Origin of the sequence: Neisseria sp. RH3002v2f (assembly GCF_014596375.1) — a bacterium.
GTDB lineage: Bacteria > Pseudomonadota > Gammaproteobacteria > Burkholderiales > Neisseriaceae > Neisseria > Neisseria cinerea.
This window is the reverse complement of record NZ_MAYZ01000023.1, coordinates 136752-153962: the sequence shown is the minus strand read 5'-3', so window position 1 is coordinate 153962 and position 17211 is coordinate 136752. Positions and strand designations below refer to the sequence as shown.

The 17211-nt window shown below is 45.5% G+C and carries 13 protein-coding genes; 1 reads left to right on the top strand and 12 read right to left on the bottom strand.

The window, feature by feature from the left end; translation table 11 throughout:
- Positions 1 to 1318 (top strand): DNA methyltransferase (locus BBW69_RS07995; RefSeq protein WP_188210978.1); only part of this gene is annotated, 1318 nt, incomplete at its 5' end.
- Positions 1319 to 1853: 535 nt separating this feature from the next.
- Here the strand turns inward: BBW69_RS07995 and BBW69_RS07990 are convergent.
- The 12 genes from BBW69_RS07990 to sdhA form a co-directional block, all read right to left on the bottom strand.
- On the bottom strand, positions 1854 to 3173 hold the full coding sequence (locus tag BBW69_RS07990; protein WP_188210977.1) for a dicarboxylate/amino acid:cation symporter: 1320 nt from the start codon (positions 3171 to 3173) through the stop codon (positions 1854 to 1856).
- A 394-nt stretch (positions 3174 to 3567) separates the two neighbouring features.
- A complete protein-coding gene (gene sucD, locus BBW69_RS07985; RefSeq protein WP_003675100.1) occupies positions 3568 to 4458 on the bottom strand; it encodes a succinate--CoA ligase subunit alpha in 891 nt (296 codons plus the stop codon).
- Between the two features lie 10 nt (positions 4459 to 4468).
- On the bottom strand, positions 4469 to 5683 hold the full coding sequence (gene sucC, locus BBW69_RS07980; protein ID WP_305080172.1) for an ADP-forming succinate--CoA ligase subunit beta: 1215 nt from the start codon (positions 5681 to 5683) through the stop codon (positions 4469 to 4471).
- A gap of 20 nt (positions 5684 to 5703) precedes the next feature.
- Positions 5704 to 5994, bottom strand: a complete 291-nt coding sequence (locus BBW69_RS07975; RefSeq protein WP_188210975.1) for a hypothetical protein — start codon at positions 5992 to 5994, stop codon at positions 5704 to 5706.
- 60 nt (positions 5995 to 6054) lie between these two features.
- Positions 6055 to 6771 carry a hypothetical protein gene (locus BBW69_RS07970; protein WP_188210974.1) on the bottom strand — a complete coding sequence of 239 codons (717 nt, stop codon included), beginning with the start codon at positions 6769 to 6771 and terminating at the stop codon, positions 6055 to 6057.
- Positions 6772 to 6955: 184 nt separating this feature from the next.
- Positions 6956 to 8389, bottom strand: a complete 1434-nt coding sequence (lpdA, locus tag BBW69_RS07965; protein ID WP_188210973.1) for a dihydrolipoyl dehydrogenase — start codon at positions 8387 to 8389, stop codon at positions 6956 to 6958.
- Between the two features lie 258 nt (positions 8390 to 8647).
- Positions 8648 to 9829 carry a 2-oxoglutarate dehydrogenase complex dihydrolipoyllysine-residue succinyltransferase gene (odhB, locus tag BBW69_RS07960; RefSeq protein WP_188210972.1) on the bottom strand — a complete coding sequence of 394 codons (1182 nt, stop codon included), beginning with the start codon at positions 9827 to 9829 and terminating at the stop codon, positions 8648 to 8650.
- A 99-nt stretch (positions 9830 to 9928) separates the two neighbouring features.
- Positions 9929 to 12757 (bottom strand): 2-oxoglutarate dehydrogenase E1 component, encoded by a 2829-nt coding sequence (locus BBW69_RS07955; RefSeq protein ID WP_188210971.1) that lies wholly within the window; start codon positions 12755 to 12757, stop codon positions 9929 to 9931.
- 204 nt (positions 12758 to 12961) lie between these two features.
- A complete protein-coding gene (gltA, locus tag BBW69_RS07950) occupies positions 12962 to 14245 on the bottom strand; it encodes a citrate synthase (protein WP_188210970.1) in 1284 nt (427 codons plus the stop codon).
- A 123-nt stretch (positions 14246 to 14368) separates the two neighbouring features.
- Complete coding sequence (locus tag BBW69_RS07945; RefSeq protein ID WP_107960359.1) at positions 14369 to 14617, bottom strand: succinate dehydrogenase assembly factor 2; 249 nt, start codon at positions 14615 to 14617, stop codon at positions 14369 to 14371.
- A gap of 3 nt (positions 14618 to 14620) precedes the next feature.
- Positions 14621 to 15328, bottom strand: a complete 708-nt coding sequence (locus BBW69_RS07940; protein ID WP_002241462.1) for a succinate dehydrogenase iron-sulfur subunit — start codon at positions 15326 to 15328, stop codon at positions 14621 to 14623.
- A 118-nt stretch (positions 15329 to 15446) separates the two neighbouring features.
- On the bottom strand, positions 15447 to 17210 hold the full coding sequence (sdhA, locus tag BBW69_RS07935) for a succinate dehydrogenase flavoprotein subunit (protein ID WP_188210969.1): 1764 nt from the start codon (positions 17208 to 17210) through the stop codon (positions 15447 to 15449).
- Between the last annotated feature and the right edge of the window lies 1 nt (position 17211).

The window sequence follows — 17211 nt, the reverse complement described above, 5'->3', positions numbered from 1 at the left end:
GGTGCATAACTGGCTTAAATATAAAGAAGGATTTTCTGAGCAATTAGTTGATTTTTGCTTAGAAAAAATGGAATTGCAAAATAATGCTGTAATTCTTGATCCTTTTGCAGGTTCAGGTACAACAAATTTTGTCTGCCAGACAAAAGGAATTAATTCTGTAGGATTTGATATTTTACCTACTTCAGAATTAGCAATTAAAGTAAAATCAAACATAAAAAATTTCAATATTACAGAATTAAAAGCAATATTATACGAGTTAGAAAGTTTAAGGATACCTTACAACTTCAAAAATTACTTAGAATACATTCCAATCACAGATGGAGCTTACCCTAGAAAAACTAATATAGAATTGGCATTTATAAATAAATGGATTTCGGAAAATAAATATTCTGAACTATCTAACAGTTTATTACAATTATGTATTGTTAACTCACTAGAAGATATAAGCTATACAAAAAAAGATGGACAATATTTACGATGGGATTACCGATCAACAAAAGTTAAAAACCAAAATGCATTACGCATAAAAAAAGGGAAAGAGCAATTAAAAACAAAATTAGACAAAGGAGAATTACCCTCTGCTTTTGAAAGAATTAAAATAGAATTTTTAAAAAAAATAGATGATATATATAACCATCAGAAATCTGATAACAAATATGGTAATATTCTGTTTTTACGAAAGAATGTGTTATTTGAACTTCCTAAATTCATGGAAAATTCATTAGATGGTGTAATCACCTCCCCGCCATATTGTAATAGATATGATTACACAAGGAGTTATGCCCTTGAATTAGTTTACTTAGGTTTAAATAATTCCGAAATTAAAAATCTAAGGCAAAACTTATTAACATGTACTGTTGAAAATAAATCAAAAGAGAATGATTTACATAATATATATAAAGACATAGGAGCACTAGATAGATATGAATTTGTAAAATCAATTTTACTATCTAATAAAGCTTATAGTGAAATTATTGAAGCTTTAAATTCAAGAAAAAATAATAATGACTTAAATAACAATAATATTATATCAATGGTTAAAAACTATATTTTTGAACTAGCTATTTTATATTCAGAAATATTCAGAGTATGTAAAAATGGGGCAAAAGTATATTTTGTTAATGATAATGTAAGATATGGAGGAGAGGTAATTCCTATTGATTTTTTATCATCTGAAATTGCAGAAAATTTAGGATTTAAGGTTTCCAAAATATTCTGTATCAAACAGCAGAAAGGAAATAGTAGTCAACAGATGAAAAAATTTGGAAGAGTTCCTCTAAGAAAAAGTATCACTGAATGGATTGTACAAAAATCGTAATACATACAATTAAACCGAGCAAGCTGTAGCCTGCATATCCAACCAACCGCATGCGTGGCCTTCGCCACACACCCTACCTATAAAAGGGAACCTCAAAACCAACACGTAGGGTGTGTGCAGTACGCACGCATGCGGTTGCTTGATTGACGGTTTGCCATTTCAACTTTTAACTTCGTTGAAGCTAGCGCTTTCAGACGACCTCAAAGGTCGTCTGAAAGCGTCAAATTTAACAAAGTTAAAACCTTAAACAACAAACCATTCCTTCTCCAACACCCAAACCACAAACAAAAATCCTATGGCGCGTTATCGCAGAAACTTCATTGCCGGCGGCACATTCTTTTTCACCCTAAAACTCGCTGATCTATATCGGTATAAGATTGTCTAATATATCCGATCCTTACCTATCGTAAAATCATACGCCGATGTTTAAACGGTTCAACCGGACATGCCTGAATAACAGGGTTGATTGGCCAATATAAAACTGCACTTCGGAAACCGGAGTGCAGTTTTATTTGCTTAGTTTATATTTGACGGTTTAATGCGAGGCGTCAGTATGAACGGTCAGTTTTCCATTCATAGCATCATCAAGTTTATCCTTGTCTAAGGATTTCTCCCAACGGGCAACCACAATGGTAGCACAAGCATTACCCACCAGGTTGGTCAGCGCCCTACATTCGGACATAAAGCGGTCGATACCCAAAATCAGCGCCATTCCTTCTACCGGCAAGCTGGGGACAACAGACAGTGTTGCCGCCAAGGTAATAAAACCTGCACCGGTTACACCTGCCGCACCTTTTGAACTGAGCATTGCCACCAACAACAAAGTAATCTGTTGAGTGATAGTCAAATCGGTATTGGTGGCCTGTGCAATAAACAATGCGGCCATGGTCATATAAATATTGGTACCGTCAAGGTTAAAGGAATATCCTGTAGGGATAACGAGACCGACCACAGACTTCTTACAACCTGCTGCTTCCATTTTTTGCATCAATGTCGGCAGTGCGGCTTCTGAAGAGGAAGTTCCCAGTACCAGCCACATTTCTTCTTTAATATAACGGATCATTTTTAAGATGGAGAACCCGTTGTAACGTGCCACCGCACCAAGGACAAAAACGACAAACAATAATGATGTTAGATAGAAAGTGGCCACCAAAAGAATCAGATTACTGATGGAATGCAGACCATATTTCCCAACGGTGAACGCCATAGCACCTAATGCCCCCAACGGTGCGGCCTTCATCAATATAGAAACCACTTTGAACATCGGGGTTGTTGCCGCCAGAAGCAAGTCAGTGATAGGACGCGCTTTCTCGCCTACGGAAGCAAGAGAAATACCGAATAAGACGGAAACGAATAAGACTTGCAGAATATTACCTTCCGTCAGGGGGCTGACCACCGTAGTCGGAATAATATTCATCAAAAAACCAACCAAGGTGCTGTCATGTGCTTTCTCAACATATTCCGAAACCTTTTCGGAATGCAATGTAGCGGGGTCAATATTGAGTCCTGCCCCAGGTTGGACAATATTGGCGACTATCAGGCCAATAACCAATGCAAGAGTCGAAAAGGTAAGGAAATAAAGCATTGCTTTACCCGCAACGCGACCAACCGACTTCATATCATTCATACCGGCAATACCGGTAACAACGGTCAGGAAAATAACCGGTGCAATAATCATCTTGACCAGCTTGATGAACGCTTCCCCTAAAGGCTTCAAGCTTTCCCCGAAATGAGGAAAGAAATTGCCAAGTATAATACCGATAATGATGGCAACGATAACTTGGAAATACAGGCTGTGATAAAATTTCGGCCGGCCTTGCGGGAGTTCTGGCGTATCTGGAGCAGTATGCAGCATAGTGTGTCCTCTCTTAATATTCAGTTCTAATTTGAAATAAAATGTAATTTACCCACTAATTTAAAAAATACAACACAATTTAAAAAAATACAACATAATTCAAACGATACTTTATATCTTTATGAGTTTAAATATATAAAAATTTAAAATTGTTAACGATATGGGAAATTTTGATATTTTCCTCCCTTCCAAACAGCAATGAAAAGCAAGACGTAACCTGCCTCTCCAAGCCGCCTTACCATGCCGTACCTTATATTTCGGTAACGACCCGCTTGAAACTTTATGCCGCTCAAACCTATTAAACATATGCTGAATCAAGATAAACCAAATGCCGCCTAAAACCAGATTTCCGGTTTCAGACGGCATTTAATCTTTAATCAATCAGATGATTGATTTACACCAAACCTTTTGCTTTCAACACTTCCAGCATGGTAGTGCCCAACTCGGCAGGGCTGCGGGTGTAAGCGATACCGGCTTTTTCGAAAGCGGCGAATTTTTCCTCGGCAGTACCTTTACCGCCGGAGATAATCGCACCGGCGTGGCCCATGCGTTTGCCTTTAGGAGCGGTAACACCAGCAATGTAACCTACAACAGGTTTGGTTACGTTGGATTGGATGTATTCGGCTGCTTCTTCTTCCGCAGTACCGCCGATTTCACCGATCATGATGATGGCGTCGGTATCCGGGTCTTCTTGGAAAAGTTTCAGTGCGTCGATTTGGTTCATACCCGGAATCGGGTCGCCACCGATACCGATACAGGTTGATTGACCCAAGCCCAGTTTGGTGGTTTGTGCCACGGCTTCGTAAGTCAATGTACCGGAACGGGAAATAATACCGATGCGGCCCGGAGTGTGGATGTGGCCCGGCATAATACCGATTTTGCACTCACCCGGAGTAATCACGCCCGGGCAGTTAGGGCCGACCAAGCGGGTACCGTTGCCGTTGGTTTCCAAGTAACGTTTGGCTTTGAGCATGTCCAAAGTAGGCACGCCTTCGGTAATCACAACGACCAAGCCTACGCCTGAATCAACTGCTTCAACGATAGAGTCCAAAACAAACGGAGCGGGAACGTAAATTACAGATGCATCCGCGCCAGTTTCTTTAACGGCTTCTTTCATGGTGTTGAATACAGGCAGGTTCAGGTGGGTTTGACCGCCTTTGCCCGGGGTAACGCCGCCGACAACTTTAGTGCCATAAGCCAGAGCTTGTTCGGAGTGGAAAGTACCGTTTTTACCGGTGAAACCTTGAACCAATACTTTGGTGTCTTTATTAATCAATACGCTCATTCTTTTCTCCTTAGGCGTTTACGGCTGCAACAATTTTTTCGGCTGCGTCATTCAGGCCGTCTGCAGAAGTCAGTTTCAGACCTGATTCGTTCAGGATTTTCGCGCCGAGTTCGGCGTTGTTACCTTCCAAACGAACAACGACAGGAACGTTGACGTTGATTTCTTTAACGGCTGCCACGATGGCTTCCGCAATCATGTCGCAACGTACGATACCGCCGAAGATGTTGATCAATACGCCTTTAACGGATTTGTCTTCCAAAATCAGTTTGAACGCTTCAACCACGCGGTCTTTGGTTGCGCCACCGCCAACGTCCAAGAAGTTGGCAGGTTGGCCGCCTTTGAGTTTGATGATGTCCATAGTAGCCATCGCCAAACCGGCACCGTTAACCATACAGCCGATATTGCCTTCCAGGGCAACATAGTTCAGGTCGAATTCGGAAGCTTTCAGCTCACGTTCGTTTTCTTGAGATTTGTCGCGCAATTCAGCGATTTTTGGCAGGCGGTAGAGCGCGTTGCTGTCGATGCCGATTTTGCCATCCACGCAGGCGAGCGCGCCGTTTTCGCGAACTGCCAGTGGGTTTACTTCAAACAGGGCGAAGTCGTTTTCGATAAACGCTTTGTACGCGCCAGTCATCAGTTTGACAAACTCGTTGATTTGTTTGTCTCTCAAGCCCAGTTGGAAGGCAACTTCGCGAGCTTGGCAAGGTTGCAGACCGACCAGCGGATCAACGGTTACTTTGAAGATTTTTTCTGGAGTTTCGGCAGCAACTTTTTCGATTTCCACGCCGCCTTCGGTAGAAGCCATGAATGTAACGCGGCGGGTAGAACGGTCAACCACTGCGCCCAAGTACAGCTCGGTTTGAACAGGATACATGTCTTCGCAAACCAAAACGCTGTTGACAGGTTGACCGTTGGCATCGGTTTGGTAAGTTACCAAGTTGGTGCCAATCAGGCTTTCAGCCACTTCTTTGGCTTCTTCGCGGCTTTTAACGACTTTTACGCCGCCCGCTTTACCGCGGCCGCCGGCATGTACTTGTGCTTTGACAACAGCGAATTTGCCGCCCAATTTGTCGTAAGCTGCAGCGGCTTCTTCGCCGTTGTGCGCCAAAATACCGCCTTGTACGGGCAAACCGTAGCTAGCCAGCAGTTCTTTAGCCTGATACTCGTGTAGATTCATGGATTTCTCCTTAAGGTGAGTGGGTTTTAGGAATCGCCCTGCGGACAATCCTATATTTTCAGACGGCACTATTGTTTACTGAAAGGCAGCCACATCCGCGCCAACAAATACATAACCGCGCCGCCTACTCCGAGAATAAAAAAGACGATGCCTTTTTTACGCGAATTCGGGCAGAGCAGGTAAACGGCAAGGCTGAAACTGATAAACAACAATGCCACGCGCCAAACCAATTCTTTATCTTTGAAACGGTTGAGCGTATAAGTTTCGGTCATCATCACATACATCTGCCACAATGCGGCCATACACATGCTGATGATGCCCATCGGTATAAACAGGATACCGATTACTTCTTTATTCATAATTAAATGCTGTCTGTGAATTTAATCTTAAAAAATCAAATCATATAGTAGATTAGAATACTATTTTTTAACACAGACTTTATTCCAAATTTTTGAGAATTCACTACTTTTCATATTCTCCCCTTCAAGAGCAATTAAATTCTCATTTACAACAATGTACCGAGTAAATCCAGTATAACCACCAAAACCATTTTTAGAATTTACTTCCCCACACTGTCCATCTTGATTCTTAAATTCAGCCGAATCGGGGTCTTTTAAACTATTACGCACCAAAGATTGTGATATCACTGTAATTTTTTGATGTTTCTCAAATTCTTCTCGTTCTTTATCTTTTCTTGCTTCTTCGGCATTTTTTTCAGCCCTAACTTTAGCTATTTCTGCCTGCTCTTCCGGTGTTAATTCTTTTTTCGGGATTGAACACATAGCAACAACAAATAATACAAAAACTCCAACACCTATTACTTTAATTTTTTTCTTTCTTTCGGTCTTAATTTTATCTTCAATTTTACGTTGATGGTAAAGTTTTGTTCTTTCTTCATCATTCTCTGGTTCATCATATAAAGCTGTTTTAATAGTCTTCAAAAAAGAATCGCTTTTTTCAATGAGCATTTTCCTACCATCGAACAGCTTGATTTCGATAACATCACCATCTGTCACTTCATAAGATTGAATATCGAGTAGCGCAATTTTTCCTATTTTAGGTATTGTAATGAAATTTTTATCAAATCTAGCTTTACAAGACTGAAAACTTCCCGCGAGTATATTAATATATGCCATAAATATCTTTCATCAATAAAAATTAACCTATGAAATTTCACTTCAAATACAACAATAATTTATACCAAAGAATAGAATCTATCAAAAGTCTAATTTAAATCAAAAATATTTTCCGAATATTCATCTTTCCGAAAAGGTCGTCTGAAACTTTTTCAGACGACCTTTTATGCTTTACTTGACCTGATTAGCCATGCAAAGCGCGTTTGTCGGCCGCCAATGCAGCTTCGTGAACCACTTCGGACAAGGTTGGGTGGGCATAGATAATGCGGGCGATGTCTTCGCTGCTGGCGAAGAATTCGAGCGCAGTCACGCCTTCGGTAACCAATTCGCTGACAACCGGGCCAATCATATGTACGCCCAAGATGCGGTCGGTTTTGGCATCTGCCAACACTTTAACCGTACCCTTGGCTTTGCCCATTGCCAATGCGCGACCGTTTGCACCGAAACCTGAAGTACCTTTTTTGTACTCCACGCCTTCGGCTTTGAGCTGCTCTTCGGTTTTACCCACCCAAGCGATTTCAGGATCGGTGTAAATAACAAACGGTACGTTGTTGAAGTCGATATGCGGTTTTTGACCGGCAATGCGCTCGGCAACGGCAACGCCTTCGTCGCTGGCTTTGTGTGCCAACATCGGGCCGCGAACCACGTCGCCGATTGCCCATACGTTAGGCAGGTTGGTACGGCATTCGCCATCTACTTTGATAAAGCCGCGTTCGTCTTTTTCTAAGCCTACGGCTTCGGCGTTCAGGCCTTTGGTGTTTGGAATACGGCCGATGGCAACAATCAGTTTGTCGAATACTTCGGTTTTGGCTTCGCCGGCAGCAGTTTCGTAAGCAACGGAAACGCCTTTGCCTTCAGATTTGATGTCGCCGATTTTCACGCCCAATTCAATGCTCAAGCCTTGCTCTTTGGTGAAGTATTTGAAGGCTTCTTTGGCGATTTGTTGGTCGGCGGCAGCCAGGAAGGTCGGCGCAGCTTCAAGAATGGTAACTTCTGCACCCACGCGGTTCCATACGGAACCCATTTCTAAACCAATCACGCCTGAACCGATCACGCCGAGTTTGGCAGGCACTTCGGTCAGGTTCAATGCGCCTTCGTTGTCCAATACGTTCACGTTGTCGATAGCGACTTGTGGCAGCGGACGCGGTACGGAACCGGTCGCTACGATGACGTGTTTGGCTTCGATAACGGTTTTCTCGCCTTTGTTATCGACTTCGATTTGGTAAGCATCGCCATTTTTACCGGCAAAGGAAGCCGTACCGAACAGGCTGGTTACTTTGTTTTTTTGGAACAGGAATTTCACGCCGCCGGTCAGTTTGGTCACGATGGCATCTTTGCGCTCAATCATTTTGGCCGCGTCGAATTTTACGTCGCCGACAGTGATACCGTGTTCGGCAAATTCGTGTTGCGCAGCGTGGAAATGTTCGCTGGATTGCAACAGGGCTTTAGAAGGGATACAACCTACGTTCAAGCAAGTACCGCCCAATGCAGGGGCATTGCCTGCTTTGTTAACGCCTGCGTCAACGCAAGCGGTTTTGAAACCCAGTTGCGCGGCACGGATAGCGGCAACGTATCCGCCCGGGCCTGCACCAATCACTACTACATCATATTGAGACATTGTGTCATCCTTTGCTTTTGCAGTATCTCAAAATAAAAACGATACTTTTTGTTTCTTTTTTATTTTGAATGACTGCGTTTTGATGGTTTTAAGAAAAGGCCGTCTGAAAGTCCATATCTGTCGATTCATTCAAATCAAATGTTTCAGACGGCCTCAATCGTTCGTTGAGCCTATTGTAGCACGATACTACATTACGCTACATCTAAATAAAAATTCAGACGGCCTTTTCATTAACAAATAAAAGGCCGTCTGAAACGATTACAGATCCAACAACAGGCGGGCTGGGTCTTCCAACGCGTCTTTAATGGCTACCAAGGTCAATACAGCTTCGCGGCCGTCGATGATCCGGTGGTCGTAAGACAGAGCCAGATACATCATTGGACGGACAACAACTTGGCCGTTTTCAACCACAGCGCGCTCTTTAGTGGCGTGCATACCCAAAATTGCAGATTGAGGCGGGTTGATGATTGGAGTAGACATCATAGAACCGAAGGTACCGCCGTTGGTAATACTGAATGTACCGCCGGTCAGATCTTCGATAGCGATTTTGCCGTCTTTGGCTTTTTTCGCGTAATCAACAATTGCTTGTTCGATGTCGGCAATGCTCATTTGGTCGGCATCGCGCAGGATTGGCACAACCAAACCGCGTGGGCTGCCAATTGCGATACCGATGTCGAAGTAGCCGTGGTAAACGATGTCTTTGCCGTCAACAGAAGCATTCACAACCGGGTATTTTTTCAGGGCGGCAACAGCGGCTTTAACGAAGAAGGACATAAAGCCCAATTTCACGCCGTGTTCTTTCTCGAATTTTTCTTTGTACTTCGCACGCAAGTCCATGATTGGTTTCATGTTGACTTCGTTGAATGTAGTCAGAATGGCGTTTTCTTGTTGAGAAGCCAAGAGGCGTTCTGCAACACGGGCACGCAGGCGGCTCATTGGTACGCGTTCTTCAGGACGTGCGCCGGCAGGAAGTGCAACAGCAGGAGCAGCGGCTACGGCAGGTTTGGCAGCGGCATTTTGTACGTCTTCTTTCAATACGCGACCGTCACGGCCGGAACCTTGCAATGCGTTCACGTCAACACCGGTCTCGGCAGCCAGTTTCGCAGCGGCAGGCATAGCGGCGTTGTTTTGTGCAGCAGCAGGAGCGGCAGCCGGGGCTGCTTCTGCAGGAGCGGCTGCAGGTGCTTCAGCAGCGGCAGTAGCAGCTGTATCGATACGAGCCAAAACTTGGTCGGCAACAACGGTTTCACCGTCTTGCGCTACGATTTCAACCAATACGCCGGCTTGTGGAGAAGGGACTTCCAAAACCACTTTGTCAGTTTCGATATCGATCAGGATTTCGTCACGGGCAACTGCTTCACCAACTTTTTTCTTCCATTCCAAGAGCGTGCCTTCAGATACGCTTTCAGACAGCATAGGTACTTTTACATCAATAATCATTTTGTGTCTCCAATGGCCCTTTCAGACGGCCTGTTGTGTGTTTTTAATTCTGCATATGGGCATTCCGCCTGATCAGCCTCAGACGGAATGCTACTTGGTTTATAACGCCAAAGCGTCTTCAACCAATTGTTTCAATTGAGCAATGTGTTTGCTTGAGTAACCCACTGCAGGCGATGCACTGCTTGGACGACCGGCATAAGACAGTTTTTGCTCTTCGCTGATAACGTCTTCGATGCGGTGGCGGATTTGGTAGAACGCGCCTTGGTTTTTCGGCTCTTCTTGCGCCCAAACCACAGATTTTGCATTCGGATATTTCGCCAGTTCAGCTTTAACCTCTTCGTATGGGAACGGATACAGCTGCTCAACGCGAACAATCGCAACATCATCTTCCAGTTTACGCTCGACACGACCGGCTTCCAAGTCATAGTAAACCTGACCGGCACACAATACCACACGTTTCACGCTGTCGTTGCTTGCGCGTTCGGCAGTATCGCCGATAACCGGACGGAAAGTCGAACCTTCGGTGAAGTTTTCCAGCGGGCTCATTGCACCTTTGAAGCGCAACAGGCGTTTGGACATGAAAATCACCAGCGGTTTACGGTATGAACCCAAGACTTGACGTTGCAAGAGGTGGAACATTTGCGACGCTTCAGACGGCATGATGACTTGCATATTGTTCTCAGAACACAGTTGCAGCCAACGTTCTACGCGTGCAGAAGAGTGCTCAGGGCCTTGACCGTCGTAACCGTGCGGCAGGATGGTGGTCAGACCGCACAAACGACCCCATTTGGTTTCGCCTGAAGACAGGAATTGGTCAATAGTCACTTGCGCGCCGTTGGCGAAGTCACCGAATTGAGCTTCCCAAATGGTCAGCTTATCAGGAGCGGAGCAGGCAAAGCCGTACTCGAACGCCATCACGGCCTCTTCGTTCAAAATGGAGTCGATAACCAGGAACTCGCCCATGCCTTCGCCCATATGGCGCAGAGGAACATAAGTACCGTCGTCCCATTTTTCGCGTTTTTGATCGTGCAATACTGCATGACGGTGTGAGAATGTACCGCGGCCGGAGTCCTCACCGGAGATACGTACGCCATGACCTTTGGTTACAAGGCTTGCGTATGCCAAGGTTTCGGCCATACCCCAGTCGATGGCTTGTTTACCAGATGCCATGGCTTTACGCGCTTCAATCACACGTTTCGCAGTCGGATGCAGGGCAAAGCCTTCCGGCACGGCGGTAAATTTCTCGGTAAGACGCTCAATATCTGCGGCAGGCAAACCGGTTTCGATGTGTTCGCGCCAATCTTTGCCTTGGTATTTGCTCCAATCGATTTGTGTACGTTGGAAGTTGCTCAACGTTGTTTGCTCAACGTGTTCGCCTTTGTCCAAAGCATCGCGGTAGGCTTGGATGTAAGCGTCAGCCTCAGCTTGGGTTACCACGCCTTCGGCAATCAGTTGCTCGGTGTACAAAGCACGCGCACCCGGGTGTTGCGATACTTTTTTGTACATCATCGGTTGGGTCAAGGTCGGATCATCGCCCTCGTTGTGGCCCCATTTACGGTAGCAGACAACGTCGATCACGATGTCTTTATGGAATTTTTTGCGGTAATCCAAAGCGGCTTGGATGGCAAAGCAAACGCGTTCAGGATCATCGCCGTTCACATGGATAACCGGAGCGGAAACCATTTTCGCGATATCGGTACAGTGTACGGTTGAACGGGTATCGCGGATATCAGAAGTGGTAAAGCCGATTTGATTGTTGATCACGATGTGAACCGTACCGCCGGTGGTATAACCGCGTGTTTTAGACAGGTTGAATGTTGCTTGGTTAACACCCAAACCAATAAATGCGGAGTCACCGTGAATCAATACCGGCAAGACTTTATCGCGTCCGTTTTCGCCCAAACGTTTTTGTTTGGCGCGTGCAGAACCTTCCACTACCGGGTTAACAATTTCCAAGTGGGATGGGTTAAATGCCAAAGAAACGTGCATCGGACCATGCGGAGTGGCGATGTCGGAGCTGAAGCCCATGTGGTATTTTACGTCGCCGCTAGGCAATTTGATTTCGGCACGGCCTTCAAACTCAGCGAACAAATCGCCGGGTTTTTTGCCCAAAATGTTAACCAAAACATTCAGACGACCACGGTGTGCCATACCGATGATGACTTCTTCCACACCGTCTTTACCGGCGTTTTGAATCAGGTAGTTCAAACCGGCAATCGCACTTTCGCCGCCTTCTACACCAAAGCGTTTTTGACCGACATATTTGGTATGCAGGTAGCGCTCCAGAGTTTCGGCAGCAGTCATTTCTTTCAAGATACGGCGTTTTTGTTCAACGTTGTAGCTTGGCGTAGACAGCACGCTTTCAAAATAATTGCGAACCCAGCGGCGCTCTTCGGTATTTGGGATGTAGATGTACTCTACCGCGATATGACCGCAGTAGGTTTGTTTGAGGTTGCTGATGATTTTGGAAAGAGGCAGTTTGCCCTGACCGGAAAAATCGCCCTCGCCCATATTGAATTGAACCGCCATATCGGCATCTGACAAACCATGGAACTTAGGATCGAGAGCTTCGATATTTTGAGGTGGGATACGTTTGAGCGGATCAAGTTGGGCTGCACCCACGCCTTGTATACGATAGGCAGAAATCAGACGCAGAACGCTGACTTGCTTTTTCATCATTGCCTCGTCCACACCGCCCGCAACGGCTGCGGCAATTTTCTTTTTAGCCAAAGTGGCAAATGATTCACGAATCGGTATGTGGGCAACATCGACAGCGGCTGCACCGGGCTGCTTGCTCAAATCGGTAAAATACTGCTTCCATTTCTCATCCACCGAATCGGGATTTTCCAAAAAACTCTCGTACAACTCCTCAATATAGGGTGCATTCGAGCCAAACAGATAAGAGAAATTGAGTTTTTCATCCATCATGGCGTGCGCTCTTTTCTTTAAAATATAAACAAAGGGTAGAAGTCCGCGTCCTGACGGCGGAACTTATGCCGTCTGAAAAGACACTTCATTCTACCCTATTTCAAACCGGATTGCTTGCATTAGTTTCATCCGACTACAACGACACTAACCCGACAAACAATCCGACTTTCCGATATTTCTTATCCAACAATATATTAATATAAACTATCTATCATTTACAGATACATAATCCCGACGCGCCGAACCGGTATAAAGCTGACGCGGACGACCGATTTTTAGTGCCGGATCGCTAATCATTTCATGCCAATGCGAAATCCAACCCACGCTGCGCGACAGGGCGAAGATAACGGTAAACATTTCAGTCGGGATTCCCAATGCGGACAGGACAATGCCGGAATAGAAGTCGACGTTTGGATACAGCTTGCGCTCTACGAAGAACGGATCTTTAAGGGCAATTTGTTCCAATTCCATTGCCAGCTTGAATTTCGGGCTATCTTCCAAACCCAATTCTTTCAGTACTTCGTAACAGGTTTCACGCATGATACTGGCGCGCGGATCCATGTTGCGATACACGCGGTGACCAAAGCCCATCAAACGGTATTTGCGTTGTTTCACACCTTCCATGTATTCGGCAACATTAGCTACATCGCCGATTTCGTCCAGCATCTTCAACACAGCTTCGTTTGCACCTCCATGTGAAGCACCCCACAGGCAGGCAATACCGGCAGCAATGCAGGCAAACGGGTTTGCACCCGAAGAACCTGCCAGACGGACGGTGGAAGTCGATGCATTTTGCTCATGGTCTGCATGGAGGATAAAGATGCGGTCGAGCGCGCGCGCCAAAACTGGGTTGGGTTTATAATCTTCACACGGTGTAGCAAACATCATGTGAAGGAAGTTTTCAGAGTAAGAGAGATTGTTTTTCGGATAATTGAACGGCAAACCGTTGGAGTAGCGGTAACACATTGCCGCGATTGTCGGAATTTTGGAAATCAAACGGTAAATTGCGATTTTTCGGTGTTCGGGATTGGTAATATCCAGACTGTCTTGATAGAACGCAGACAGTGCGCCGACCACACCGACCATCATCGCCATCGGATGCGCGTCACGTCGGAAACCACGGAAGAACCAAGTCAGCTGTTCATGTACCATCGTATGGCGGCTGACAGTGGTATCAAATTCTTTTTTCTGCTCAGCTGTAGGCAGTTCGCCGTAAATCAACAGATAGCAAACTTCCAAATAATCGGATTTTTCGGCCAGCTGCTCGATAGGATAACCACGGTAATACAACAGACCTTCATCACCATCAATATAAGTGATTTTGGATTCGCAACTTGCAGTTGACACGAACCCGGGGTCGAATGAAAACAGACCTGTATTTTTAGTCAACGTACGGATATCAACCACATCATGGCCGATACTTGCTTCCAATACCGGCAGCTCCAAAGCCTCTTGAGTTGAGGTAGTAAGTTTGACAGATTTAGACATTCTTAAAACTCCTTTGTAAGTTGGGGCTTTCGTTGCCGCATAAGCGACACGGTCTTTTTTCAGACGGCCTCCGTATGGAAAGGGCTTGTTCGGATCGGTATCGCAAACAAGCCCTATAATACATTATGCCTGTCTGATTTTTTCAAGCATAGGAATCAGGTGCTTCCTGTCCGTTGCCGAATGCCCGTTAATCAAGGCAAGTAATTCTTGATCTTGAAATTCAAGGATTTCGCAAAATTCAGATAACTCCTGATCACTCAAGTGCTCAAATTCTTTTTCCATAAACCTGCCGAAAATCAAATCTAATTCCAACAATCCACGGCGGGTTTGAAAACGGATTTTCCGTTTGGCAATATCGTCAAAAACCATCATTTCTTAAACGGCTCGTTTCAACATAATCTCTTTAATCTTACCGATGGCTCGGGTCGGATTCAAGTGTTTAGGACATACGTCTACGCAGTTCATAATGGTATGGCAACGGAACAGGCGGTATGGGTCGTTCAGATTATCCAAACGCTCATTAGTGATGGTATCACGGCTATCCGCAATGAAACGGTAAGCATTCAGCAAACCGGACGGACCAACAAATTTATCAGGATTCCACCAGAATGACGGGCAGGCAGTCGAACAGCAGGCGCACAAAATACATTCGTACAAACCGTCTAACTCTTTACGCTCTTCCTGAGTTTGCAGACGCTCTTTATCAGCATCAATCGGGTTATCGTTGACAACATAAGGTTTGATGGAGTGATACTGTTTGAAGAATTGGGTCATATCCACAATTAGGTCACGGATAACAGGCAGACCTGGCAGAGGACGGATTTTAACCGGCTGTTTCAAGCCACGCAGATCGGTCAAACACGCCAAGCCGTTTTTGCCGTTGATGTTCATACCGTCAGAACCGCAAATACCTTCGCGGCAAGAACGGCGGAAAGACAATGTATCATCTTGCGCTTTCAGGCGCACCAAAGCATCCAAAAGTTTAACGTCGGTCGGTTCCAATTCCAATTCGTAACGTTGCATATAAGGTTTAGCATCAACGTCCGGATTGTAACGGTAAATTTCAAAACTCATTTTTTCCATGAGAAGTGTTCCTTTCTCATAAACTGTCCAATAATTTTGTATTATGGATTCAGACAGTTCAATGTGGGTATCGTCAGGTTTCAGACGGCCTCTAAGATAAAGGCCGTCTGAAAACACATCAATAAACGCGTTTGGCCGGTTTGATATATTCCACGCTCAAAGGCTTGGTATGTACCGGTTTATAAGACAAAGTATTGGTGTCCGAATGATACAGGGTATGTTTCATCCAGTTTTCGTCATCGCGCTCAGGATGGTCATCCGAAGCGTGCGCGCCGCGTGATTCTTTACGTGCTTCAGCAGATACCAAAGTCGCCTTCGCCACTTCAATCAGGTTATCCAATTCCAAAGCTTCGATACGCGCGGTATTCCACACTTTGCTCTTGTCTTTGATTTCAGTACGTTTTACACGCTCGGCAATCGCCATAACCTGTTTCACACCCTCTGCTAAAATCGCATCGGTACGGAACACGCCGGCGTGCAATTGTACAGAGCGTTGCAGCTCACGACGCAATGCATCAACGTTTTCACCATCGGTTTGGCTGTCCAAACGCTCGATACGTTGGCGGGTCAACTCACCGGCATTAGCAGGCAGAGGTTTCCAGTCGCTTTGCTCTTTGATGAATTTAATCATGCTGTCGCCGGCAGCTTTACCGAATACCACCAAGTCTAACAAAGAGTTAGTACCCAAGCGGTTTGCACCGTGTACGGAAGCACATGCACACTCACCTGCTGCATACAGACCTTTTACAGGCACTTCGTAATCTTCACCTTGCGGAACAACAACTTCACCGTGATAGTTGGTCGGAATACCGCCCATCATGTAGTGGGTAGTCGGCACAACAGGAATTGGGTCTTTAATCGGGTCAATACCGGCAAACTGGATGGAAATCTCGCGGATGCCTGGCAGTTTTTCCATAATTTTTTCTGCGCCGATATGGTCGATTTTCAGCAATACGTGGTCTTTATTTTTACCGCAACCGCGACCTTCGTAGATTTCCATTGCCATCGCACGGGAAACCACGTCACGGGAAGCCAAGTCTTTTACAGTCGGAGCGTAACGTTCCATAAAGCGTTCGCCATCGGCATTCAACAAAATACCACCCTCACCGCGCACACCCTCGGTAATCAATACACCGGCACCGGCTACACCGGTCGGGTGGAATTGCCAGAATTCCATGTCTTCCAACGGAATACCTGCACGGGCACAAATGCCCAAACCATCACCGGTATTCATATAAGCATTGGTAGAAGAAGCATAAATACGACCGCCACCACCGGTAGCAAACATCACAGCTTTAGCGTGGAAAATATAAACTTCGCCGGTTTCCATTTCCATGGCAGTTACACCGACTACGTCGCCGTTTTCATCACGAATCAAATCTTGTGCTGTCCATTCCACAAAGAATTGTGTATTGGCACGGACGTTTTGTTGGTACAAAGTATGCAACATCGCATGGCCGGTACGGTCGGCAACTGCACATGCACGTTCTACCGCACGTTTACCGTGTTCGGCAGTATGACCGCCGAAAGGACGTTGGTAGATTTTACCGCTTTCCACACGGTCAAAAGGCATACCCATGTGCTCCAACTCAATTACGGCTTCAGGCGCAGCGCGACACATAAACTCAATCGCATCTTGGTCACCCAACCAGTCGGAACCTTTTACGGTATCGTACATATGCCAATCCCAACGGTCTTCCTGCACATTACCCAATGAAGCAGAAATACCGCCTTGAGCCGCTACAGTATGAGAACGGGTTGGGAATACTTTAGACAAAACAGCACAATTCAGGCCGGATTTAGACAATTGGAGGGCTGCGCGTAAACCTGCACCACCACCGCCAACAATCACGGCATCAAACTTGCGAACAGGAAAACTCATA

Coding starts and splice junctions, on each gene's coding strand:
- lpdA (WP_188210973.1), bottom strand. CDS start 8,389: ATGTCTCAATATGATGTAGTAGTGATTGGTGCAGGCCCGGGCGGATAC.
- odhB (WP_188210972.1), bottom strand. CDS start 9,829: ATGATTATTGATGTAAAAGTACCTATGCTGTCTGAAAGCGTATCTGAA.
- BBW69_RS07955 (WP_188210971.1), bottom strand. CDS start 12,757: ATGATGGATGAAAAACTCAATTTCTCTTATCTGTTTGGCTCGAATGCA.
- BBW69_RS07945 (WP_107960359.1), bottom strand. CDS start 14,617: ATGATGGTTTTTGACGATATTGCCAAACGGAAAATCCGTTTTCAAACC.
- sucD (WP_003675100.1), bottom strand. CDS start 4,458: ATGAGCGTATTGATTAATAAAGACACCAAAGTATTGGTTCAAGGTTTC.
- gltA (WP_188210970.1), bottom strand. CDS start 14,245: ATGTCTAAATCTGTCAAACTTACTACCTCAACTCAAGAGGCTTTGGAG.
- BBW69_RS07970 (WP_188210974.1), bottom strand. CDS start 6,771: ATGGCATATATTAATATACTCGCGGGAAGTTTTCAGTCTTGTAAAGCT.
- BBW69_RS07940 (WP_002241462.1), bottom strand. CDS start 15,328: ATGGAAAAAATGAGTTTTGAAATTTACCGTTACAATCCGGACGTTGAT.
- BBW69_RS07990 (WP_188210977.1), bottom strand. CDS start 3,173: ATGCTGCATACTGCTCCAGATACGCCAGAACTCCCGCAAGGCCGGCCG.
- sdhA (WP_188210969.1), bottom strand. CDS start 17,210: ATGAGTTTTCCTGTTCGCAAGTTTGATGCCGTGATTGTTGGCGGTGGT.
- BBW69_RS07975 (WP_188210975.1), bottom strand. CDS start 5,994: ATGAATAAAGAAGTAATCGGTATCCTGTTTATACCGATGGGCATCATC.